Origin of the sequence: Bradyrhizobium sp., assembly GCF_047605465.1 — a bacterium.
GTDB lineage: Bacteria > Pseudomonadota > Alphaproteobacteria > Rhizobiales > Xanthobacteraceae > Bradyrhizobium.
This window is the reverse complement of the sequence record NZ_JASGFS010000027.1, coordinates 47,342-69,494: the sequence shown is the minus strand read 5'-3', so window position 1 is coordinate 69,494 and position 22,153 is coordinate 47,342. Positions and strand designations below refer to the sequence as shown.

The 22,153-nt window shown below is 66.6% G+C and carries 22 protein-coding genes and 1 tRNA gene; 12 read left to right on the top strand and 11 right to left on the bottom strand.

Going from position 1 to position 22,153, the window contains the following annotated elements; genetic code table 11:
• The first annotated feature begins 4 nt into the window (after positions 1-4).
• From ssuD to QM712_RS20515, 5 genes are all read left to right on the top strand, one after another.
• The gene (gene ssuD / locus QM712_RS20535) at positions 5-1,171 is read left to right on the top strand and encodes an FMNH2-dependent alkanesulfonate monooxygenase (protein WP_415024971.1); all 1,167 of its coding nucleotides are present in this window, start codon (positions 5-7) and stop codon (positions 1,169-1,171) included.
• On the top strand, positions 1,168-1,974 hold the full coding sequence (gene ssuC / locus QM712_RS20530) for an aliphatic sulfonate ABC transporter permease SsuC (protein ID WP_415024960.1): 807 nt from the start codon (positions 1,168-1,170) through the stop codon (positions 1,972-1,974). Before ssuD ends, ssuC begins: the two co-directional genes overlap by 4 nt.
• A gap of 7 nt (positions 1,975-1,981) precedes the next feature.
• Positions 1,982-2,827, top strand: coding sequence for an ATP-binding cassette domain-containing protein (locus tag QM712_RS20525; protein ID WP_415024959.1), 846 nt, complete (start codon positions 1,982-1,984; stop codon positions 2,825-2,827).
• Positions 2,828-2,859: 32 nt separating this feature from the next.
• On the top strand, positions 2,860-3,444 hold the full coding sequence (locus QM712_RS20520) for a flavin reductase family protein (RefSeq protein WP_415024958.1): 585 nt from the start codon (positions 2,860-2,862) through the stop codon (positions 3,442-3,444).
• A 94-nt stretch (positions 3,445-3,538) separates the two neighbouring features.
• Positions 3,539-3,697: a hypothetical protein gene (locus QM712_RS20515; RefSeq protein WP_415024957.1), complete on the top strand. Its 159-nt coding sequence runs from the start codon at positions 3,539-3,541 to the stop codon at positions 3,695-3,697.
• Between the two features lie 167 nt (positions 3,698-3,864).
• Here the strand turns inward: QM712_RS20515 and QM712_RS20510 are convergent, their stop codons facing one another.
• From QM712_RS20510 to QM712_RS20470, 9 genes are all read right to left on the bottom strand, one after another.
• Positions 3,865-5,013 (bottom strand): M20 family metallopeptidase, encoded by a 1,149-nt coding sequence (locus QM712_RS20510; protein WP_415024956.1) that lies wholly within the window; start codon positions 5,011-5,013, stop codon positions 3,865-3,867.
• A 271-nt stretch (positions 5,014-5,284) separates the two neighbouring features.
• On the bottom strand, positions 5,285-6,670 hold the full coding sequence (locus QM712_RS20505) for a sigma-54 interaction domain-containing protein (RefSeq protein ID WP_415024955.1): 1,386 nt from the start codon (positions 6,668-6,670) through the stop codon (positions 5,285-5,287).
• Positions 6,671-6,775: 105 nt separating this feature from the next.
• Complete coding sequence (fliN, locus tag QM712_RS20500; protein ID WP_415024954.1) at positions 6,776-7,126, bottom strand: flagellar motor switch protein FliN; 351 nt, start codon at positions 7,124-7,126, stop codon at positions 6,776-6,778.
• 3 nt (positions 7,127-7,129) lie between these two features.
• The gene (locus tag QM712_RS20495) at positions 7,130-7,750 is read right to left on the bottom strand and encodes a FliH/SctL family protein (RefSeq protein ID WP_415024953.1); all 621 of its coding nucleotides are present in this window, start codon (positions 7,748-7,750) and stop codon (positions 7,130-7,132) included.
• A complete protein-coding gene (gene fliG, locus QM712_RS20490; RefSeq protein WP_415024952.1) occupies positions 7,750-8,841 on the bottom strand; it encodes a flagellar motor switch protein FliG in 1,092 nt (363 codons plus the stop codon). The genes QM712_RS20495 and fliG overlap by 1 nt, the downstream gene beginning before the upstream one ends.
• Before the next feature lie 18 nt (positions 8,842-8,859).
• Positions 8,860-10,482: a flagellar basal-body MS-ring/collar protein FliF gene (gene fliF / locus QM712_RS20485; RefSeq protein ID WP_415024951.1), complete on the bottom strand. Its 1,623-nt coding sequence runs from the start codon at positions 10,480-10,482 to the stop codon at positions 8,860-8,862.
• Between the two features lie 180 nt (positions 10,483-10,662).
• Positions 10,663-10,938, bottom strand: coding sequence for a DUF1153 domain-containing protein (locus QM712_RS20480; protein WP_002714638.1), 276 nt, complete (start codon positions 10,936-10,938; stop codon positions 10,663-10,665).
• 369 nt (positions 10,939-11,307) lie between these two features.
• Positions 11,308-12,021 carry a flagellar hook assembly protein FlgD gene (locus tag QM712_RS20475; protein WP_415024950.1) on the bottom strand — a complete coding sequence of 238 codons (714 nt, stop codon included), beginning with the start codon at positions 12,019-12,021 and terminating at the stop codon, positions 11,308-11,310.
• Positions 12,022-12,034: 13 nt separating this feature from the next.
• Positions 12,035-13,639, bottom strand: coding sequence for a flagellar hook-length control protein FliK (locus QM712_RS20470; protein ID WP_415024949.1), 1,605 nt, complete (start codon positions 13,637-13,639; stop codon positions 12,035-12,037).
• A gap of 346 nt (positions 13,640-13,985) precedes the next feature.
• Here QM712_RS20470 and mnmA point away from each other — a divergent pair, with 346 nt between their 5' ends.
• From mnmA to QM712_RS20450, 4 genes are all read left to right on the top strand, one after another.
• Positions 13,986-15,167, top strand: a complete 1,182-nt coding sequence (gene mnmA, locus QM712_RS20465) for a tRNA 2-thiouridine(34) synthase MnmA (RefSeq protein ID WP_415024948.1) — start codon at positions 13,986-13,988, stop codon at positions 15,165-15,167.
• Positions 15,168-15,414: 247 nt separating this feature from the next.
• A complete protein-coding gene (locus tag QM712_RS20460) occupies positions 15,415-16,053 on the top strand; it encodes a class I SAM-dependent methyltransferase (protein ID WP_415024947.1) in 639 nt (212 codons plus the stop codon).
• A gap of 168 nt (positions 16,054-16,221) precedes the next feature.
• A complete protein-coding gene (locus tag QM712_RS20455) occupies positions 16,222-16,584 on the top strand; it encodes a hypothetical protein (RefSeq protein WP_415024946.1) in 363 nt (120 codons plus the stop codon).
• A gap of 281 nt (positions 16,585-16,865) precedes the next feature.
• Positions 16,866-16,942, top strand: a tRNA-Met gene (locus QM712_RS20450).
• 122 nt (positions 16,943-17,064) lie between these two features.
• Here the strand turns inward: QM712_RS20450 and QM712_RS20445 are convergent.
• Positions 17,065-17,235, bottom strand: a complete 171-nt coding sequence (locus tag QM712_RS20445) for a hypothetical protein (RefSeq protein WP_415024945.1) — start codon at positions 17,233-17,235, stop codon at positions 17,065-17,067.
• Positions 17,236-17,285: 50 nt separating this feature from the next.
• Here QM712_RS20445 and hemC point away from each other — a divergent pair, with 50 nt between their 5' ends.
• The 3 genes from hemC to QM712_RS20430 are packed head-to-tail and all read left to right on the top strand — an operon-like array spanning position 17,286 to position 21,037.
• Entirely contained in the window at positions 17,286-18,278 is a 993-nt protein-coding gene (gene hemC, locus QM712_RS20440) for a hydroxymethylbilane synthase (RefSeq protein ID WP_415024944.1), read from the top strand.
• Between the two features lie 3 nt (positions 18,279-18,281).
• Complete coding sequence (gene bchI / locus QM712_RS20435) at positions 18,282-19,307, top strand: magnesium chelatase ATPase subunit I (RefSeq protein WP_415024943.1); 1,026 nt, start codon at positions 18,282-18,284, stop codon at positions 19,305-19,307.
• Positions 19,304-21,037, top strand: coding sequence for a magnesium chelatase subunit D (locus QM712_RS20430; protein ID WP_415024942.1), 1,734 nt, complete (start codon positions 19,304-19,306; stop codon positions 21,035-21,037). The genes bchI and QM712_RS20430 overlap by 4 nt, the downstream gene beginning before the upstream one ends.
• On the opposite strand, the gene hemE is transcribed toward QM712_RS20430, so the two are convergent.
• Entirely contained in the window at positions 21,038-22,084 is a 1,047-nt protein-coding gene (gene hemE / locus QM712_RS20425) for a uroporphyrinogen decarboxylase (RefSeq protein ID WP_415024941.1), read from the bottom strand.
• Positions 22,085-22,153 lie beyond the last annotated feature (69 nt).

The window sequence follows — 22,153 nt, the reverse complement described above, 5'->3', positions numbered from 1 at the left end:
GGACATGAGCAAGCAGCCGAACGCCAACATCCTCTGGTTCCTGCCGACGCATGGCGATGGCCGTTATCTCGGCACCGGCATCGGCGGCCGCGAGGTCAATTTCAACTATCTGCGCCAGATCGCGCAGGCCGCCGACCAACTCGGCTATTACGGCGTGCTGCTGCCGACCGGGCGCAGCTGCGAGGATTCCTGGATCGTCGCCTCCTCGGTCGCACCGTTCACCGAGCGGCTGCGCTATCTCGTTGCGGTCAGGCCGGGCCTGCAGTCGCCGACGGTTGCTGCGCGCATGACGGCGACGCTCGACCGCATCACAAACGGCCGGCTGCTTGTCAACGTCGTCACCGGCGGCGACCCCGTCGAGAACAAGGGCGACGGCATCTTCCTCGGCCACGACGAACGCTATGCCGTCACCCGCGAATTCCTCGACGTCTATAACGACCTGCTCGCCGGCAAGACCGTCAATGTCGAGGGCAAGCACATCCACATCGAGGATGGCAAGCTCCTGTTCCCCCCGGTGCAGTCGCCGCGTCCGCCGCTCTATTTCGGCGGCTCTTCCGATGCCGGCATCGACGTCGCGGTCGATGCCGTCGACAAATATCTCACCTGGGGCGAGCCGCCGGCGCTGGTCGCCGAGAAGATCGCCAAGGTGAAGGCCGTCGCGGATGCGCGCGGCCGCAAACTCTCCTTCGGAATCCGGCTGCACGTCATCGTGCGTGAGACCAACGAGGAAGCCTGGCGCGCGGCCAACGAGCTGATCAAGCATGTCAGCGACGACACCATCGCGCTCGCCCAGAAGAACTTCGCGCGCATGGATTCGGTCGGCCAGCAGCGCATGGCGCAGCTCCATGGCGGCAAGCGCGACAAGCTCGAGATCGCCCCGAACCTGTGGGCCGGCGTCGGCCTCGTCCGCGGCGGCGCCGGCACCGCGCTGGTCGGCGACGCCCAGACGGTCGCGGCCCGCATCAAGGAGTATCAGGATCTCGGCATCGATACCTTCATCATGTCGGGCTATCCGCATCTCGAGGAGGCCTATCGCTTCGCCGAGCTGGTCTTCCCGCTGCTCTCGCTGGAACAGCCCAGCAACGTGACGAAGCTGCACTTCAACGGTGGTCCCTTCGGCGAGACCGTTGGCAGCGATTTCCGTCCGCAACAGCGGGTGTCGCAGTCATGAGCTTGATCGACAGCGTTTCGTTCCCGCGCAGCTTCCGCCTGCCGCGCGCCGACGGCCTGATCCAGTGGATCGTGCCGCTCGCGATCATCGTGATCTGGCAGGTCGCCAGCATCACCGGCTTCGTGCCGACGCGCGTGCTGCCGGCGCCGAGCGACGTCGTGCTCGCGGGCTGGAAGCTGCTGCTCTCGGGCGAGCTCATCCGCAACATCTGGGTCTCGTTCTGGCGCGCGTCGATCGGCTTCCTGATCGGCGGCGGCATCGGTTTCGCGTTCGGCCTCGCCAACGGCCTGTCGCAGCTCTCCGCCAAGCTCACCGACACCACGCTTCAGATGGTGCGCAACGTGCCGCATCTGGCGCTGATTCCGCTGGTGATCCTGTGGTTCGGCATCGACGAAAGCGCGAAGCTGTTCCTGGTGGCGCTCGGGGTGTTCTTCCCGATCTATCTCAACACGCTGCACGGCATCCGCACCGTCGATCCCCAGCTCATCGAGATGGGCCGCATCTACGGCATGACCGACGGCGAGCTGTTTCGCCGCGTGATCTTCCCGGGCGCGCTGCCCTCGATCTTCGTCGGCATCCGCTTCGCGCTCGGCATCATGTGGCTGACATTGATCGTCGCCGAGACCATCGCGGCCTCGTCCGGCCTCGGCTACATGGCGATGCAGGCGCGCGAGTTCATGCTGATCGACGTCGTGGTGCTCTCGATCCTGATCTACGCCTTGCTCGGCAAGCTCGCCGACAGCGCCTCCCGTGTGCTGGAGCGCCTGACGCTCTCCTGGCACCCCGCCTTCCAGAAACGTTGAGAGTGACATGCAGACAGCCCTCCGTACGTCTCTTCCCGAAGCCGAACTTGCAAGCCGCGCCAATTTCGCGCCGCAGGCACGCGTGGTGCGCGAGGAACGCGAGGACCGTCCCCGGCATGGCGGCGGACTTCCGCTCACCATCCGCGGCCTGCGCAAATCCTTCGGTGACAACGAGGTGCTGCGCGGCATCGACCTGCAGATCCCGGCCGGCCAGTTCGTTGCGATCGTCGGCAAGAGCGGCTGCGGCAAGAGCACGCTGCTGCGCCTGATCGCGGGCCTCGAGAAGATCGATGCCGGCAGCATCAGCTTTGGCGATGCGGTCCAGCCCGAGGACATCCGCGTGATGTTCCAGGAGCCCCGGCTGCTGCCCTGGGCGCGCGTGCTGTCGAATGTCGAAGTCGGTCTCGGCCGCGATCGTGCGTCGAGCGACGCGCATGCGCGCGCCGAGAAGGCGCTGACCGAGGTCGGACTGGCCGAGAAGCGTGGCCAGTGGCCGTCGGTGCTGTCCGGCGGCCAGAAGCAGCGCGTCGCGCTTGCCCGCGCGCTGGTCTCCCGCCCGCGCGTGCTCGCCTTCGACGAGCCGCTCGGCGCACTGGACGCGCTGACCCGCATTTCGATGCAGCGCCTTCTGGAGCGTGTCTGGCGCGACCAGGGCTTCACCGCGATCCTGGTGACCCACGACGTCTCCGAGGCGGTGGCGCTGGCTGACCGCGTCCTCGTGATCGACGAGGGGCGCATCGCCCAGGACGTCACGGTTAACGCCGTCCGGCCGCGCGAGCGCGGTTCGGCCGAGCTCGCGAGCCTGGAAGGCTCGATCCTGAGCCATCTTTTGTCGGCGGACGATCGTACCTAAATATGAGAGGACCCCGCTTCGGGGAGCATGCCATGAACGTAGTTCCCCGCAATCTGATGACCGATCACCTCGTCTCGCCAACCGATTTCCGCGGCGCCATGCGTCACCTGACCGGAGGCGTCAGCGTCATCACCGCCGGACGAGGCAAGGACATCACGGGCATGACCGTGACCTCCGTGACCTCGCTCTCGGTCGATCCGCCGACGCTGCTCGTCAGCATCAACCGCGATGCTTCCTCCTTTCCGCTGATCCGGCGCCACGGCGCCTTCGGCGTGAACATCCTCAATGCCGACCAACTCGATGTCGCCGAGCGTTTCGCCGGCAAGGGCGGCCTGAAGGGCGCCGATCGCTTCGCCGGGGCCCAGTGGGAGACGGCCGTGTCGGGGGTCCCGCTGCTGGTCGATGCCCTGTCCGCCTTCGATTGCGAGGTCGAGGAGATCGTCGAACGGCATTCGCATGGCATCGTGATCGGCCGTGTCAGGGGCATCAGGAGCTCCACCCGCAACGCCGCGCTCGCCTATTGGCACGGCAAATATGTTGCGGTCGATCAGGACGAGGACGCGGCAAGGCTCGCCGAGGTCAGTCTTCCGGCAGCAAGCGGCCGGCGCGGCGCTTGATCGCCGCCCGCGACGGGCACACGGGCTGGTCTTTTTTCCTTCATCGCTCTAGAAGCGCCTGAGCCTGCCGACCGGGAGGCAACGGAGCTGAACGATGAAGCGCGTCGCGACCTGGGCCTTCTACGCCATCGGCGCGCTGGCGATCGCCTATCTGGCGCTCTACGCATACGCGATGTTCAGCGGCCAGCCCGGCATCGTTCCCGGCGATCCCATCCACATTTTCCGCAAGCCGGACGCCCCGAGTTATTCTTGATTGCTTCTCGTCACGGCGGAGCCTGACCCGGCCGCTCACCCTGCGCACTGCTCTCTCGCCGTCGTCATGGCAGCCTGTTGCCGCCATCCACGTGCAGTCGCGATTGATGAGAGGCGTGGGTGGATGCCCGGGGCGGGCCCGGGCATGACGGCAACGCGTGCGGCGCGCTATCCCCGCAGGATCGCCAGCGCCAAGGTCTGCGCGCGGGGCACGATGCTGTCGATCTCGAGATATTCCTCGGGCGTGTGCGCGAGCCCGCCGACGGGACCGACACCGCAGATGGTCGGCGTGCCGACCGCGGCGGTGAAACCGGAATCGGCGCAGCCCCCGGAGAACTCCCCCTGCAGCGTGGTGAGGCCGGCCTGTTTCGCCGCGGCCTGATAGCCTTCGAACAGCGCCTTCGACTCCGCGCTCTGCACCACCGGGACGAACTCGCCCTTGATCGTCAGTGTCGCGCTCGTGCCCGGCACGTAGGAGGTCGCAATGATCTTCTCGATCGCGGCCATCACCGTCGCGCGGTCTGCCGGATCGACATAGCGCAGGTCGATCTGGCCTTCGGCATAGGGCGCCGTGGTGTTGACGGACTGGCCGCCCGACACGAGGCCGACATTGAGCGTGATGCCCTTGTCGAGATTGGTCAGCGCGTGAATATGCAGCACCTTGTGCGCAAGCTCACCGATCGCGCTGACACCGGCGGCGAAATTGGCGCCGGAATGCGCGGCTTTGCCGGTGATGGCGAAATGCATGAAGATGCCGCCCTTGCGGCTGGTCACGACGTTGCCGGTCGGCCGGCCGGGCTCTGAATTGAACACGGCGCGCGCGGCGCGTCCCTCGCGCTCGATCACGGGGCGGGAGGAGGGCGATGCAATCTCCTCGTCCGAGGTGATCAGCACCTTGATCGGATGCGGATTGCCGCCGAATTTGTGGAAGGCCGTTGCCACGAACACGTTCATGACGAGGCCGGCCTTCATGTCGGCGACGCCCGGGCCGTAGGCGCGGCTTCCCTTGATCGTGAAGGGGCGACGCTCGGCCTCGCCCTTGCCGAACACCGTGTCGCGATGTCCCATCAACAGCACGGGCTTCTCGTTGCTGCCGGGTTTGATCACCTCGGCATGGATCGCATCGCCGAAGGTGCCGTGGTCTTCGCGCCGGAACGGAATGCCGTGCTCGGAAAAGTGCCGCTCGAACCGCGCGCCGACCGCATCGACGCCGACCTTGTCGTACGATCCGGAGTCGATGTTCACGACGTCGCGCAACAGATCGATCATGGCCTGCCGCTGCGTTGCCAGCCAATCCGTGATTTGGGCTTCGGACATGGTTTTCCTCGCGTGGTTCCCATGCGGGTTATAGGGCCTGCTGTGCCGATGACCTAGTCACGTGGTGCGGTCCCGTTATGCGAGGTCGGCTCTTGAGGCTCGTCATTGCGAGCGAAGCGAAGCAATCCAGATTGTTTCCCTGGTGCGGCCTGGGTTGTCGCTGCCGCGCCCCGCAATGACGAGGCGGAGGCGATCGTGTGCATTCGTCCTCGAAACAAAAATGCCCGGGATCGACCCGGGCATTCGCAGTCTGCAACCCCTGTGGAGGCGCTTACGCGCCCACCATCGGCATGCGCGGATATTCGCCGGGGGTGCCGGCGGGCGGGATCGGAATGCCGCCGTCGGCGTATTCGTTGAGCTTGTTGCGCAGCGTGCGGATCGAGATGCCGAGGATGTTCGCGGCATGGGTCCGGTTGCCGAGACAGTGCTTGAGCGTCTCCAGGATCAGGTCGCGTTCGACATCCGCGACGGTGCGGCCGACGAGTGCCCGTGTGACCTGCTCGGCGGCCATCGTGGCATGCGCCACGGCCGGGGCCGTCTTGGCGAGGTCGAGGCGGTCGCCGTCCGGCGTGATGATCGCGTCCGGGCCGATCTCGTCGCCCTGCGCCATCAGCACCGCGCGGTGCATCGTGTTTTCGAGCTCGCGGACGTTGCCCTGCCAGCGGTTGACGGAGAGCACGCGGCGCGCCTCGGCGGAGATCGGCCGCAGCGGCACGCCGTTGGCCTCGGCGTATTTCTTCACGAAATGCTGGGCGAGCTCGAGAATGTCGGCGGGACGCTCGCGCAGCGGCGGGATCTTCAGGTTCACGACGTTGAGCCGGAACAGCAGGTCCTCGCGGAAAGTGCCTTCGCGCACGGCTTCCGCGAGATTGCGGTTCGATGTCGCGATGATGCGGATGTCGACGGGCACCGGCTTGGTGCCGCCGACGCGGTCGATCACGCGCTCCTGGATCGCGCGGAGCAGCTTGGATTGCAGGCGGACGTCCATCTCCGAGATTTCGTCGAGCAGCAGCGTGCCGCCGGTCGCTTCCTCGAACTTGCCGATGCGGCGGGCGACCGCGCCGGTGAAGGCGCCCTTCTCGTGGCCGAACAGCTCGGACTCCAGGAGATGCTCGGGGATCGCGGCGCAGTTGATCGAGATGAAGGGACGCTTGGCGCGGGCGGAGCGCGCGTGGACGTAACGGGCCAGCACTTCCTTGCCCGTCCCGGACTCGCCGGTGATCATGACGGAGGCGTCGGAGCCAGCGATCTGCTGCGCCAGCTTGATCACCCTCGCCATCGCGTCGTCGCGATAGACCAGCTCGCGGGAATCGTTGGCGACAGCCGCCAGCACCGCGGCGATCAGCTCCGGTTCCGGCGGCAGCGGGATGTATTCCTTGGCGCCGGCATGGATCGCAGCGACGGCGGCGCGGGCATCGTTGGTGATGCCGCAGGCGACGATCGGTGCGTGGATGTGTTCGGCTTCCAGCCGCATCACGAGATCGCGGATGTCGAGCGCGACGTCGACCAGCAGGAGGTCGGCGCCCTTGCCGCCGCGCAGCACGCGCATCGCCTGCTCGTGATCCTCGGCATGGGTCACGGTGGCGCCGTTCTCCATCGCGATCTTGGTGGCGGTGGTGAGCTGGCCCTTCAATGTGCCAACGATGAGAAGCCGCATGTCAGTCTCCTGTCCGTCTGTTCGCGCTGTCGCGCGTCAATTCCTGTGCGTGCATGATCCGGAAATCTGCCAGGCTGTCGTCCGGCTGGATCATGCTGAAAACACCTAGCCGCGTTCCGTCTTGATGATTTCCGTCATGGTCACGCCAAGCTTGTCCTCGACCAGCACCACCTCGCCGCGGGCGACCAGGCGGTTGTTGACGTAGATGTCGATGGCCTCACCGACGCGGCGGTCGAGCTCGAGCACCGTGCCGGGCCCGAGCTTCAAGAGCTCGCCGACGTCCATCTTGGAACGGCCGAGCACGGCCGAGACCTGCACCGGCACGTCGAACACGGCTTCGAGGTCGGCGGCGACGCGCGCCGCATATTCTTCCTCGTTGTAGCCGATGTCGGTGCCGGCCGGCGGCAACGGACCGTTGAGATCGGGCAGCGGGACCTGTCCGTCGGTGTCGCTCATGGCTTAATTCCCCCTGCGGGACGCGACATAGCGTCCGACCAGTTCGTCGACCTTGGCCGCGATGGCCGCGCGCTCCAGCACGACGCCGCCATCGGCCCATTCGATCCGGCAGTCGCCGGTCGCAATCTCCGGCTCGGCCAGGATCACCAGCCGCCCCTCGAAACCGCTCTGCTTGGCGAGTCGCTCGATCTTCTCGCGCGCGCTCTCGTAGAGCGCGTCGTTGATGCGGACGACGAGATGCGGGGTCGCGACCAGATGCGAGAAGCAATCCTTGACCAGCGCGACGATCTCGCCGAGCGGTTCGGCGGCGACCAGATCGGCGCACAGCTTGCGGGCCACCGCGACCGCGACATCGACCGCCTCGGTCTCCATCTTGGCCTCGATGTTGCCGATGCCCGACGCGATGCCCCGGACTCCGATGTTGATTTCTTCCATGGCGAGCGCGACGCGGCGGTCGCTCTCCGCCTTGGCCTCGCGCTGGCCGGCGGCAAAACCATCCTGATAGGCACGCGCTTCGGCTTCCGCGACCTTCTGGGCGATCTCGGCCGCGGTCGCGGCCTTCTCGCGCGTCCGGTCCGGCGCGGCGAAGTCGGTGTCGAACAGGAATTTTGCCGGGGCCGCCATCAATACACCAGCTCGTCGTCGGCGCGATTCTTGGTCAGCATGATCTCGCCCTTGGCGGCGAGGTCCTTGGCGAGGTTGACGAGCAGGGCCTGGGCCTCGTCGACGTCGCGCAGGCGCACGGGTCCCATCGCGGCCATGTCGTCCTGCAGCATTTTCGCGGCGCGCGAGGACATGTTGCCGAAGAAGAAGTTGCGGACCTCCTCGTTGGCGCTCTTGAGCGCGACGCCGAGCTTGTCCTTGTCGACGTTGCGCATCAGGGTCTGGGCCGAGCCGGAATCCAGCTTGACCAGATCGTCGAAGGTGAACATCAGCGCCTTGATGCGCTCGGCCGATTCCCGGTTGTCCTCTTCCAGCGAGGTGATGAAGCGGGTTTCGGTCTGACGATCGAAATTGTTGAAGATTTCGGCCATCACCTCGTGGGCGTCGCGGCGGCGGGTTTGCGACAGGTTGGACATGAATTCGGTGCGCAGCGTCCTCTCCACGCTCTCGATCACCTCCTTCTGCACCGCCTCCATCTTCAGCATGCGGTTGACGACGTCGAGCGCGAGCTCCTCGGGCAGGATGCCGAGCACGCGCGCGGCGTGCTCCGGCTTCAGCTTCGATAGCACCACGGCGATGGTCTGCGGATATTCGTTCTTGAGGTAGTTGGCGAGGACCTCTTCCTGCACGTTGGAGAGCTTCTCCCACATGTTGCGGCCGGCGGGGCCGCGGATCTCGTCCATGATGCCGTTGACGCGCTCCGGCGGCAGGTACTGCTGCAGCAGCCGCTCGGTCGCGTCGAAATTGCCCATCAGCGCGCCCGATGCCGACATGCGCGAGACGAACTCGAGCAGCATGTCCTCGACCGTGTCGACCTCGACGGTGCCGAGCGTCGACATCTCCAGCGAGAGCTGGCGCACCTCGTCGTCGTCGAGCAGGCCCCAGATCTTGCCGCCATACTGCTCGCCGAGGGCCAGCATCAGGATCGCGGCGCGCTTCGGGCCGGCGAGCTGTTCGATCTTGCCGCCCGCGCGGCTGCCGGCGCGGGCACCCAGGGTCGAGATCACGCTGGTGATGTCGTTGGAGTTGGCGTTTTGCAGGGAGGCGGCCATGTCAGGTCAGGTCTCTCGTCATTTCGCGGGTTCGGTCAGCCACTGGCGGATAATGGCGACGGTTTCGTTGGGATTGCGCTCGGCGAGCTCGCCGACGCGATGAACGGACTGCGCGTGGACCTGGCCCTGGATGGTCGCGACGTCGATCGCGCTGGCGGCGCCGCCCGGCAGCAGCGCCTGGCCGCCGGAGCCGGCAGCGGCAGCGCCCTCGTCGGAGGCGGCGGGGCCGGTGAGGACGCCGGTGATCGCGGCGGCGACCTCGTCGGAGGCGAGGATGCGTTTCACCAGAGGGCGGATCACCATGAACAGCACGATCAGGCCGAGCAGCATCATCACGCCGAGCTCGACGAAGTACATGACGTCGTCCTTGGTGAACTGAAGCATGCCCAGGAAGCCGCTCGGCTCGGTGATCGGGGCGGTGGTGGGGGCATCGGCAAACCGCAGATTGACCACTTCGACCTGGTCGCCGCGCTTCTGGTCGAAGCCGATCGCCGAGCGCACCAGCGCCGAAATGCGGTCGAGCTGCTCCTTGGTGCGATCCTGGTAGACCAGGTCGCCCTTGTCGTTCTTCGAGTAGATGCCGTCGACCAGCACCGCGACCGAGATACGGTTGACCCGGCCGGCCTCGGTCACCTCGGTCTTGGTGGTGCGGGAGATCTCGTAATTGTTGGTCTCTTCGGTCTTCTTGCTCTGGTCCTTGGCGGCGACGCCGCCGTTCTGCTGGTTGCCCGGCAGCTCGTTGTTGACCGTGACCTGGCCGTTGTTGTCGGCGGTCATGCTCTGCTCTTCGCGGGTCTGGGTCGAGCGGAGCACGCGGCCCTCGGGATCGAACTTGTCCGAGGTCTGGGTAATCTTGTTGAAGTCGAAATCGGCGGCGAGCTGCACCCGGGCCCGGCCCGAGCCGACCACCGAGGACACGATGTCCTCGACCTGCTTGCGCAGCCGCTTCTCGAAGGCAATGCGGCGCTCGTCGCCGACCGCCTGCTCCGGATCGGTCGCGGCGCCATCGGCGAGAAGCTGGCCGGCCTCGTCCACGATCGAGACGCGCTGCGGCTTCAGCCCGTTGACGGCGGAGGCGACGAGGTGGCGGATGGCGCGGATCTGTTGCGCCTCCAGCGAGCCGCGCACCCGCACCACGATCGAGGCCGACGGCTCCGGCGCCTCGCGCGAGAACAGCGGTCGCTCAGGCAGCACGAGGTGGACGCGGGCGGCCTGGATGCGGTCGATGGCGCGGATGGTGCGGGCGAGTTCGCCCTCGAGCGCGCGCAGATGATTGATGTTCTGGACGAAAGAGGTGGTACCGAGCGCATCCGACTTGTCGAACACCTCGTAGCCGACGCCGCCGCCCTTGGGCAGGCCGCCTTCGGCGAGCTTCATCCGCAGGCGGGTGACCTTGTCCTTCGGCACCATGATGATGGTGCCTTCATTGCGCAGCTCGAACTGGATGCCTTGGCGTTCCAGGTCCTTGATAATGCTGGAAGAATCCTCGACGCTGAGGTCGGTGAACAGCGTCGTCATCTGCGGCGTGGTGACGCGCATGATGACGAACGCGAAAAAGCCGATGAGCGCGGCGGTGACCGCGATCATCGCTGCGAACCGTGCAGCGCCCAGACCCTTCAGGAAGTCCAACAGACCTTGCAAGCAACTGCCCCGACAGATTCGGCCCGTGATCCGAGCGGCCGACTGGGCAATTATTGCCTAGGTGATGGTTTCGATATGGTTAACGAAGATTAAGAGGTGGGACAAAAGTGGTGACATAAAAAAGATCGGCCTCGCAGAGCGAGGCCGATTTTCGTCAAAGACCGCAGATTTCCGGATCGCTTACTGGCGATATTGCTGGATGCGGGTGGTTCGAAGACCCGCCAGACCATGCTGGTCGATGGAAAACTGCCAGGAAAGGAATTCGTCGACCGTCAGGGTATAACGGCTGCAGGCCTCCTCAAGGGAGAGAAGTCCGCCACGAACAGCGGCGACGACTTCAGCCTTGCGGCGGATGACCCAGCGTTTGGTGCCGGGTGCAGGCAGATCCGCAATCGTCAGCGGACTGCCGTCCGGCCCGATGACGTATTTTACCCTCGGGCGATGGGGTTCTGTCATGGCGTACTCACAAACTCTCAACCACTGAACTCACGACGCAACCCTACGCGTGCCGGCTTAAAAATTGGCTAAGCCTAAGGCTTCAATACAATTCTCGTTGAAACTTGCGGGAACAAGACCGGCTCCGCGGGCTGAATCTGGTTGTCCAGGGCCGGCGGAGCGGGTCTTCGTAAATACTTTACTAACGAACGAGGCCTGCGCGACGCCGGAAGGGGCCTCGACTGCCGTCCCGGCGAAAAAGCCGGACGCATGTCCCCGGGAAGAGAGCCGTCTGCGAGGAGCCCGGGCCTGCGTCCTCGCCTTGAAACGACGTTTGGTGGTGATCGGTCCCGGCGTTCGCCGGGACCACACGTCATGGATAGCGCCGCCTCAATTACTGGTGGCGACGATGCTCTTCACTTGGCTCAGCGTGTAGCTGTTGCCGTCGATCGAGAGCAGCGGCGGCGACTGCGTCAGGTCGACGGAGGAGACCACGCCCTGCACCTGCGCGGCGATGCCGACGGAATTGCCCGAAAGGTCCTTGCCGGTCGCAGAGATCGTGTACTTGCCGTCCGGCCATTGCGTGCCGTCATTGCCCTGGCCGTTCCAGGTGAAGGGAATGTCGCTGCCGGCGCCGGCGGTGTACTTACCGGTGAAGACGGTCTGGCCGGAGCTGTTGGACACCGAGATGTCGACGGTCGCGCTGCTGGGGACGCTGAGGTGCCAGGTCGCCGACGAATTCGTCATGGTCGCGGTCGAACCGTCGACCACCGCGGTCTTGCCGACGAAGCCGAGCGCCTGGGTCGCCTGCGTGGTCTGCTGCAGGCTGACCAGGGTCGCGAGCGAATCGTTGGTCTTGAGCTGCTGCTCGACGCCGGCGAACTGCACCAGCTGCTGGGTGAACTGGTTGGTGTCGAGCGGATCGAGCGGGTTCTGGTTCTGGAGCTGCGTCGTCAGCAGCGTCAGGAAGGTCTGGAAGTTGCCGGCGAGCGTCGCGCCGGTGGACGACCCCAGGCTCGAGCTCGACGAGGAAGATGACGATGACGACGTCTGCGTCGTCCCGGAGACGACGGCTGGCGCGGTGGCGGCACTGGTGGTGGTCATCTGCGGATACTCCTCACACTCTGATGTCGACGCCGCTGCTCGACCCGAGCATGCGGCCATAGCTGCGCCCGACGGGCGCGGCGGGACTTGCGTCTTCGTCGCTGACGATCAGCCGGCGGGCATTGCCGCCATTGTCGTTGTTGCCGCCGTTCTGGCCGGACGAGCTCTGGTCGCGCAGGCTGAAGGAGAGGCCGTTGCTGCCGGTCTTGAGGCCCGCATCGTCCAGCGCGCGCTGCAGTTGCGGCGCCTCCTGCTTCAGCATCGACAGCGTTTCCGGCTTCTCGACGGTGAGATGCGAGGTGACCTGACCGTTGCGGTCGACGTTGATGCGCACGTCGATGCGGCCGAGCTCGACCGGATCGAGGCTGATGTCGAAACGGGTCTTGCCGGCACGCGCGGCCGCGGCGATCTCGATCGGCACGCCGCTGATCGGCACGGCCGTCGCCGTTGCCGCGGTGGCGGTCAGCGTGGCCGTCGATGCGGTCGCGGCCGATGTCGTCGTGGTCATCGGCGCCTGCAATGCCGAGGCGGCCTGCGTACTGGTGTCGGTCGCGGCGGTGGCGGCAGTCTGCGCGTCCGCATGCGCGTGCGCGGTCGGTGCGGCCGCAGGCGTATCGGCGGTGCGGTCGGATGCGCCGGTCTTCGCGTCGGATGCGGCGGCATCGGCCTGAGGCTGCGCCGTCTGCGGGTGCGGGGCCGGGCTGGGGCTAGTCACGGTCGCCGGATTTTGCGCGGTGGCGGTCGTGTTCGCCTTGGCCGTGTCCTGGCCGATATTGGAGATGTCGGTCTGCGCCTGTGCGGTAGCGGCGGCCTTGAACGACGTTTTCGGCGTGGCCTGGTCGACCGCGGCGATCTGCAAGCCGTTGGTCTTGGCATCGGCCGCGGACGTGTCGGAGGCTGCAGCGTCGGCGGCATCCGCGGTCGCGGCTTTCGCGTCCGTCTTGCCGGTCTTGGTGCCGGTCGCGGCATCGGTTTTGGTGCCGGCGATCTGCGCTGCGGTCGAGGCGCTGGTGGCGATGCCGGCGGCGGCGATCGTCAGCGGAGAGGCGGCGTTGCCGGCGGCCTGGTTGGCCGCCGCGTTCGGATCGACCGGCACGACGGGCGCGGCGACGACGATCGCGTTCGGATCCGGCACCGCGGCTTGCGTCTGATCGGTCTGCGCGGCCGCAGCGGCATCCACCGCGTTGCCGAGGCTGTCGCTGCCGTCGGTCTTGTCGCCCTTCGTGTCCTCGGACTTGTCGGCCGACTTGGCGCCCGATGCGTCGGACTTGTCCTTGGTCTTGCCGGCCGGCTTGGCTGGATCGGCGGTCGCGTCGTTCGCGGCGGGGGCGGACGAATCGGTGTTGTCGCTCGCCTTGCTCGATCCGGACCGGTCGGTGGAGGAGGAGGTGTCGCGCGCGCTCTTGTCGGAGGACGAACTGGTCGGATCGGTACGGCGCGGCGTCGTGTCCTGCGTCGAGGACGACGCGCTGTTGCCGATCGCCGAATTGTTGCTGTCGACCAGCGCGCTGAACGGGCTGCTGGTGGACGAGCTTTGCGAGGCCTGCGACCGGGCGGCCTTCTGCGACGCGCTCGGCACCGGCACGCTGGCAGCGACGTCTGACGTTACACCAACCACAGGCAACCCCTTGAAAACATCTTCGGGACAAGAGGTAGCAAGGAGTGGGCCAGCGTCACGTTCCCCGGCTTTATCTATGAAAATCAATACTTTAATAATATCGTGCACCCCTCCGGCGAGGCCCGTGAGCCCGCGCGTTTCTGCCTCCCGGCAAGAATTGCCCTAAGCTGGCCTGCCCTGCGATTGCTTCACCGGAATGCCGCCTATATTAAAGAGGTGCTCTCAGCCGCTTTCGACCGGGCAAGCCGCCCCCGCGGGAATTCTGGTTCCCCGGGACCTCGGCCGTCCCGGCCAAAGGTAATCGCGGATCGCCCAACGCCGCCGCCGGATTCAATATCGATCAGCCATGCTCAACAGTCTGGATATCGAAGGCCGTCCGCAGGACACCAGGGTCGTCGTCGCCATGTCGGGCGGCGTCGATTCCTCGACGACGGCTGCGCTGCTGAAGGCTGAAGGCTACGACGTCGTCGGCATCACGCTTCAGCTCTACGACCATGGCGCCGCGACCCATCGCAAGGGCGCCTGCTGCGCCGGCCAGGACATCCACGACGCCCGCGACGTCGCCGCCAAGCTCGGCATTCCCCACTACGTGCTCGATTACGAGGACCGTTTCCGCGAGTCCGTCATTGACAATTTCGCCGACAGCTACGCGCTCGGCGAGACGCCGGTGCCGTGCATCGAGTGCAACCGCTCGGTCAAGTTCCGCGATCTGCTGAAGACCGCGCGCGAACTCGGGGCGCATGCGCTCGCCACCGGCCATTACGTCGCCTCGCGCCGCCTCGACAACGGCTCGCGCGCGCTGGTCTGCGCGGCCGACAGCGACCGCGACCAGAGCTATTTCCTGTTCGCGACCACGCGCGAGCAGCTCGATTTCCTGCGCTTTCCGCTCGGCGACATGACCAAGCCCGAGACGCGCGAGCTCGCGCGTCGCTTCGGCCTCGCGGTCGCCGACAAGCACGATAGCCAGGACATCTGCTTCGTGCCGACCGGCCGCTACACCGACATCATCACCCGCCTGCGTCCGAACGCGATGGATCCCGGCGAGATCGTCGATCTCGACGGCCGCGTGCTCGGCCGGCACAGCGGCATCGCGAATTTCACCGTCGGCCAGCGTCGCGGCCTCGGTATCGCGTCCGGCTCTCCGCTGTTCGTGGTGCGGCTGGATGCAGCAAACCGCCGCGTCGTCGTCGGCCCGCGCGATGCGCTGAAGATGCACCGCATCGTGCTGCGCGACGTCAACTGGATCGGCGATGGCGACATCGACCGCGCCATCGGCAACGGCCTCGAGATGTTCGTGCGCGTGCGCTCGACCCGCAGCCCGCAGCCGGCGTGGCTGCGCGGCGCCAACGGCCAGTACGAGGTCGAACTGGTCGCCGGCGAGGAGGGCGTTTCGCCCGGCCAGGCCTGCGTGTTCTACGACGCGCCCGCCGGCCAGGCGCGCGTGCTCGGCGGCGGCTTCATCCAGAGCGCCGCCGCGAAGGCCGCGAGCAGCACGGCGCGGCCGCTGGTGGAAGCGGTCCGCGGCTAACTTGCCGTGATCGGTCTCAACTGCTACCGCGATGGACGTGCACCCCTTTCTCCCACGTGCGGGGGAAGGGTTCGGGGAGGGGGCTCTCTCCACCAGCGATGTCTCGCCAGCGGAACCAACCCTCTCACCCTGCACGGCGTGTCGACCTCTCCCGCAAGCGGGCGTGGCGCTAGACCGAGTTCGGGGCTGACTTCGATCTCACCAAACGATCGTCAGGGTTAAGTAGAGTATCAGGCAGGGCAGGGGCATGGCAGCAGACATCTCGCGGGCCGGGGTCGAGAAGGCCTATGGCCGTTGGGCGCCGGTCTACGATCTCGTGTTCGGCAAGGTCTTCGACGCCGGGAGGCAGTCGACCATCGCCGAGGCCGACCGCATCGGCGGCCGCATCCTCGACGTCGGCGTCGGCACCGGACTGTCGCTCTCGGACTACGCGCGCACCACCAAGGTCTGCGGCGTCGACATCTCCGAGCCGATGCTGCGCCGGGCGATCAAGCGCGTGCGCGAGGAGAAGCTCGACAATGTCGAGGTGCTCTCGGTGATGGACGCCAAGAACCTCGCCTTCCCCGAAAACTTCTTCGACGCGGTAGTCGCGCAATACGTCATCACCGCCGTGCCCGATCCCGAAGGCACGCTCGACGAGTTCGTGCGCGTGCTCAAGCCCGGCGGAGAGCTGATCCTCGTCAACCACATCGGCGCCGAGAAGGGCCTGCGACGGCTCTCCGAGCTCGCCTTCGCGCCGCTCGCGCGCCGCCTCGGCTGGCGCCCGGAATTTCCTTGGGCGCGTCTCGTCAATTGGGCCGGCAAGCACGGCGGCGTCACCTTGGCCGAGCGCCGCCCGATGCCGCCGATGGGCCATTTTTCGCTGATCCGCTACCACAAGGCCTGATCGCGATTTTTCGCGGCGTTTGTTCGCTGTCGCCGCGAAACCACATGCTTAGAGTCCGCCGCAGCCGGGCGTCTGAACGATGCGCCGCAAGCGTGACGCGGTCTCAAAGGCTGCATCACTTCGCGCCGCTGCTTGGAACATCAGCCCCGATCCGCGCGTTGGCCCCCCATGCGCACGACATCAAACATCATTCTGGCCGGCCTCCTGATCGCCGCCTCTGGCGCAGCGATCGCACAGGCCCCGCCCGCCCCGGCGACGCCGCCCCAACAGACCGCGCCGCCGTCCCCGCAACGCGCCGCCGACTGCGTCCCACAGGACCGCCCGAACCGCGCCACCGCGCCTGACGGAACCACCACCGGCCAATCCCGGGAACCGCTCGGCGACAAGCTGGCCAAGTCGGACGGCGTGCTGTGTCCGCCCTCCGGCGTCGATCCCGAGATGCACGCTCCGGCGCCGAGCACCGACGGCAGCATGCCGGTCATCCCGCCGCCCGGCAGCCCCGGCGGCGACCCCACGGTCAAGCCGAAATAACGGCGATTCCGCCTTCCCGATCTCGTCATGCCCGGGCACGTCCCGGGCATTCGCGTTCCCGCGCGGGTGCGGAGAGGCGCGGCCGGCCGGTACGAGCCCGGTCCGGACCGTCATCGCGCCGAAAATGCCAATATTCCCGTGAGCTTGTCCGCCTAAGCGGCTCGGCGGAGGCTGAAGCCTTGGCGAGGCGGAAGGCATCCCACTCAGCTTGACTTCCCGCCGCCCCCTTCCTTATATGCCGCGCGTTCGCGAGATCACCGTTTCGGCGCTCGCGACCCTGTGGCGGGGTAGCTCAGCTGGTTAGAGCACGGGAATCATAATCCTGGGGTCGGGGGTTCGAGTCCCTCTCCCGCTACCAAACGTACTATTTTCCAAGCTCGCGATTTCCTGCGATTGCCCGCACCTCCAGGGTGGTGCCGAATGGCTCAGGCGCAATGCTCGCGACTGGCCGTTCTCGAGCCGATCTTCAGCGCTTCTTTGTCACTGTTTGACGGTCATGCCCGGCTCGAAGCCCGCCGACAATTCGGCAGCGAACGACTGAAGTGCCAGTTTTCCGATGCAGGTTTCCGGACCGCGCGGGCGGTTGTCCTGTTCTCTTTGCGCGCAATATCTCCAGTCCCCAGTCCACTCTCCGTTGACGAAATCGTCCAATCTGCATAACGTCAACTAAAGTTGACATTTGCAGCTCGATCGGAGCCGGCGTGTCGGGACAGAGCCTTCGGATTGGGACGCGCAAGAGCGGCGCCATGGCCCGGGCGCAGACGGAAGAGATTGCGCGCCGTCTGCGCAGCGAGAACGAGAATCTCGACGTAGCGATCATCAAGTTCGAAACGCCGGGCGATCAGGATCAGTCCAGCCGGCTCGCGCGCCACGGCGGCAAGGGCGGCGCGTTCGTGGTGGGGATCCTCAGCGCCATCCATCGCGGCGAGCTGCACGCGGCGATGCATTCGCTGAAGGACCTGCCGGGGAACGAGGGCACGCCTAGTCTTGTCGTCGCAGCGGCGCTGCCGCGCGATGCGGCCAACGATCGCCTCGTGCTTCGTCGCGGCCTCTCACTCGAGGAGATGCGAAAGTCCCACGGTATGGGCTTCAAGATCGGTACCAATGCCGTGCGCCGCGCGGCTCACGTGCGACGCCTGTTTCCGGAAGCCGACGTCATTCATTTTCGCGGCGCTGCCGACACGCGGATCAGAAAGCTCGACAATGGCGAGATGCAGCGTCTCGCCGATGCGCGCGAGGTCGGCCCCGACGACGCGCTGGTGGTGGCGCGATCGGGATTGCAGCGCATCGGGCTTGCCTCGCGCATCGCCCGTGATTTCTCGCCTGTCGAGATGCTGCCCGCGGCAGGTCAAGGCATCGTCGCCGTCGAATGCGCGGAGCGGGACTGGCCGACACGGATGCGGCTCGCGTGGATCGACGATGCCCCGTCGCGCTTGAGCGCCGAGGCCGAACGCGAGGTGCTGTGGGTGCTGAACGGCCACTGCAATTCTCCGATTGCCGCGCATGCCGTCCTGTCCGGACACGACATGACATCGTTCGCGTCGGTGCTCGACGAACAGGGCGGTCAGTTGATTGAAACATCGCGGTGCGGGCCGGCGAACCGTCCCCGCGAACTTGGCCGCGCGGTCGGCTTTGACTTGCTCGACAAGGGCGCGGCCGATCTGATCGCGCGGTGCAGGCCGGAGGACGATTAGCTCATGGCAATGGTGTTCCCATTTTCCGCGATCGTCGGCCAGGACGAGATGAAGCTCGCGCTGATGATCGCCGCCGTCGATCCGCGTGTCGGTGGTGTGCTCGCATTCGGCGATCGCGGCTCGGGCAAGTCGACGGCCGTGCGCGCGCTTGCCGCGCTGCTGCCGACCATGCGTGCGGTCGTGGGCTGCCGCTACAGTTGCGATCCGGCCGACGCGACCTCGCAGTGTGATGATTGCAAGGCACGCGCGTCCAAGGGGAAGCTGAAGTCGCATCCGGTGCCGGTGCCGGTGGTCGATCTGCCGCTCGGCGCGACGGAAGATCGCGTGGTGGGCGCGCTCGATCTCGAGCGTGCGCTGGCGCATGGCGAGAAGACCTTCGAGGCTGGCCTGCTGGCGCGCGCCAATCGCGGATTCCTCTACATCGACGAGGTGAACCTGCTGGAGGATCATCTGGTCGATCTGCTGCTCGATGTCGCCGCTTCCGGTGAGAATGTGGTCGAGCGCGACGGGCTCAGCATCAGGCACCCGGCCAAGATCGTGCTGGTCGGCACCGGCAATCCCGAAGAGGGCGAGTTGCGGCCGCAATTGCTGGATCGCTTCGGCCTTTCGGTCGAGGTGAAGACGCCGGGCGATCTGCCGACGCGCATCGACGTGATCAAGCGTCGGGATGCGTTTGAAAGCGATCCGGCCGGCTTCGTCTCGCAATGGGCGAGGGAGGAGTCGAAGTCGCGCAAGCGGATACAGGTTGCGCGCGAACGGGTCGATGCGATTGCGGTGTCCGACGCGATGCTCGCCAGGGCGGCGCAGCTCTGCATGTCGCTCGGCACTGACGGCCTGCGCGGTGAGTTGACGCTCATGCGCGCCGCGCGCGCGGTCGCGGCGCTCGAGGGCGCAAAGGCAGTCGGCGAAGATCATCTGAAGCGTGTTGCGCCGGCCGCTCTGCGCCATCGGCTACGCCGCAATCCGCTCGACGAATCCGGATCGAGCGTGCGGGTCGAGCGCGCGCTTGCCGAATGCTTTGCCGCATGAGCGCGGGTGCGGACATCTGGTCGGATGCGGTGACCGCGGCCGCCTTGTTCGCGGTCGATCCTGTCGGGACCGGCGGCATCTGCATTCGTGTGGGTGCCGGCGCGGTCAGGGATCGCTGGCAAGACGTCCTGCGAAGCTGCTTCCCGCCGTTCATTCCGTTCCGGAAGTTGCCGCCGTCGATTTCCGAGGACCGGCTGCTCGGCGGCCTCGATCTGGCCGCAACGCTGCAGGCGGGACGCCCGGTCGTGCAGCGCGGGCTATTGGCTGATATCGATGGCGGTGTGCTGCTTGCGGTGATGGCCGAACGGCTGTCGCCGGCCACGGTGGTGCATCTGAATGCTGCGATGGATCGTGGCGAGATCGTCGTCGAACGCGACGGCGTGTCGCGACGAGCATCATCGCGCTTCGGCGTCGTTGCGTTCGATGAGGGCCTCGAGGATGAACGGACACCATCCGCGTTGTGCGATCGTCTCGCGTTCCACATCGACCTCCAGCCTCTGTCCAACGCTGATATCTGCTCCGCCGGCGTCGAGGCCGAGGATGTGATGGCTGCGCGGCTCCGCCTGGGGCAGGTGACGCTGGCGGCAGACTCGATCGAAGCCCTGTGTCACGCGGCGGCATCGCTTGGCATCGCATCGCTTCGCGCCCCGCTGCTCGCCGTCCGCGTGGCGCGCGCAGCGGCAGGGTTTGACGGTGAGGAGGTGGTGCAGCGGACACATCTCGAACTCGCCGCACGATTGGTCCTGGCGCCGCGCGCCACCACGCTGCCTTCGACGCCCGAGCAGAGCGCCGAAACCGCGCCCGATCAGGAGCCCGGCGAGGCGGACAACAGGCAGGAGGATGACATCCCGATCGAGGATCTCGTGCTCGAAGCCGCCCAGGCCGCAATCCCGCCCGACTTGTTGAAACGGTTGCAGGAAAAGAGCTTGCACGGACCTCGCAACATCAGTGTCGGCAAGCAGGGGCAGTCAAGAGCAGGGCCGCGACGCGGTCGGCCGATCGGCGTCCGCCGTGGCGAACTCGGCGCCGGCGCCCGGCTCAACCTGCTGGAAACGCTGCGCGCAGCCGCGCCCTGGCAAGCGCTTCGCCGGGGCAAACAGTCGGGCGGGACGACCCGCCTGCTGATCCGCAAGGAGGATTTCCGCATCAAGCGCTTCAAGCAGCAGAGCGCGACGTCCACGATCTTCGTCGTCGACGCCTCCGGCTCTTCGGCCTTGCAGCGGCTCGCCGAAGTCAAGGGCGCGATCGAACTGCTGCTGGCCGATTGCTACGTGCGGCGTGACGAGGTGGCCTTGATCTCGTTCCGCGGCCAGACGGCTGAGTTGATCCTGCCGCCGACGCGTTCGTTGACACGGGTCAGGCGCAGCCTTGCGGCGCTCGCCGGCGGTGGCGGAACGCCATTGTCGGCGGCCATCGCCTCGGCGACCACGCTCGCGGTCGCAGTGCGCGGCAAGGGCCATTCGCCGACGGTCGTGTTGATGACGGACGGCCGGGCAAATGTCGCACGCGACGGCAGCGGCGGACGTGCCGTGGCCGAAGCCGAGGCGCATGAGGCGGCGCGGCAATTATGCGTGAGCGGTATTCCCGCCGTCGTCATCGATACCTCGCCGCGGCCGCAGCCGCAGGCCGAGAAAATCGCGGTGGAGATGCGGGCGCGCTATGTCGCGTTGCCCTATGCCGATGCCGCGCGGCTCTCGCGCGCGGTGCAGGCCAACATGTCCTTGGGATGATCAGGCGCGATGATCGCGAACACGCTGCAGCATTCGCTCCACATGCGCGATCGGCATCTCGGGCTGGATGCCGTGGCCAAGATTGAAGATCAACCGGCCCCGGCCGTAGTTCGTCAGCACCTCGTCGACGGCGCGATCGAGCGCATCGCCGCCGGCAATCAGCGCCATCGGATCGAGATTGCCCTGCACGGCGACGCGGCTCTGCACGCGCTCGCGGATCAGCCGCGGCTCCGCGGTCCAGTCCATGCCGACGGCATCGACGCCGGTCCGCTCAATGTAGTCGGGCAGCAGCGCGCCTGCGCCGCGCGGAAAGCCGATGATCTTCGCGCCCGGACTCCTTGCGCGCACGCCGGCAACGATGCGCTGCGTCGGTTCGATCGACCAGCGCGCAAATTCATGCGGCGGCAGGACGCCGGCCCAGGTGTCGAAGATCTGCACGGCGTCGGCGCCCGCCTCGAGCTGTGCCGAGAGATAATCGATGCAAGCCTCCACCAGTACGTCCACCAGCGTCGCGAACGCTTTGGGCTCACGGTAGGCGAGCAGCCGCGCCGGGGCCTGGTCGGAAGTGCCTTTGCCCGCGATCATGTAGGTTGCGACCGTCCAGGGCGCGCCGCAGAAGCCGAGCAAAGTGACGCTTGGCTTCAACTCGCGCCTGACCAGCCGGAGCGTTTCATAAATTGGCGCAAACACGGATGCGTCGGCCTCGCGCGGCAGGTCGGCGATGTCCTCGACGCGATCGAGCGGATCGAGGCGTGGGCCTTCGCCGGCCTCGAACCGGACAGTGCGGCCAAGCGCATGGGGAACGACCAGGATGTCGGAAAACAGGATCGCCGCGTCGAAACCAAAGCGCCTGATCGGCTGCAGCGTCACCTCGGCGGCCAATTCCGGCGTGAAACACAGATTGAGGAAGCCGCCCGCCTTGGCGCGAACCTCCCTGTATTCAGGCAGGTAGCGGCCGGCCTGCCGCATCATCCAGATCGGCGGCACGGCGGGGCGCTCGCCCGAGAGGACGCCGAGCACCGGTTGATGGGAACGAACATCAGTCAACTTGCGTTTTCAGCATTTGGTGACAAGGTGTCTTGTCACTCTGATACTCCAACGGCGCCGTTTGGCCAA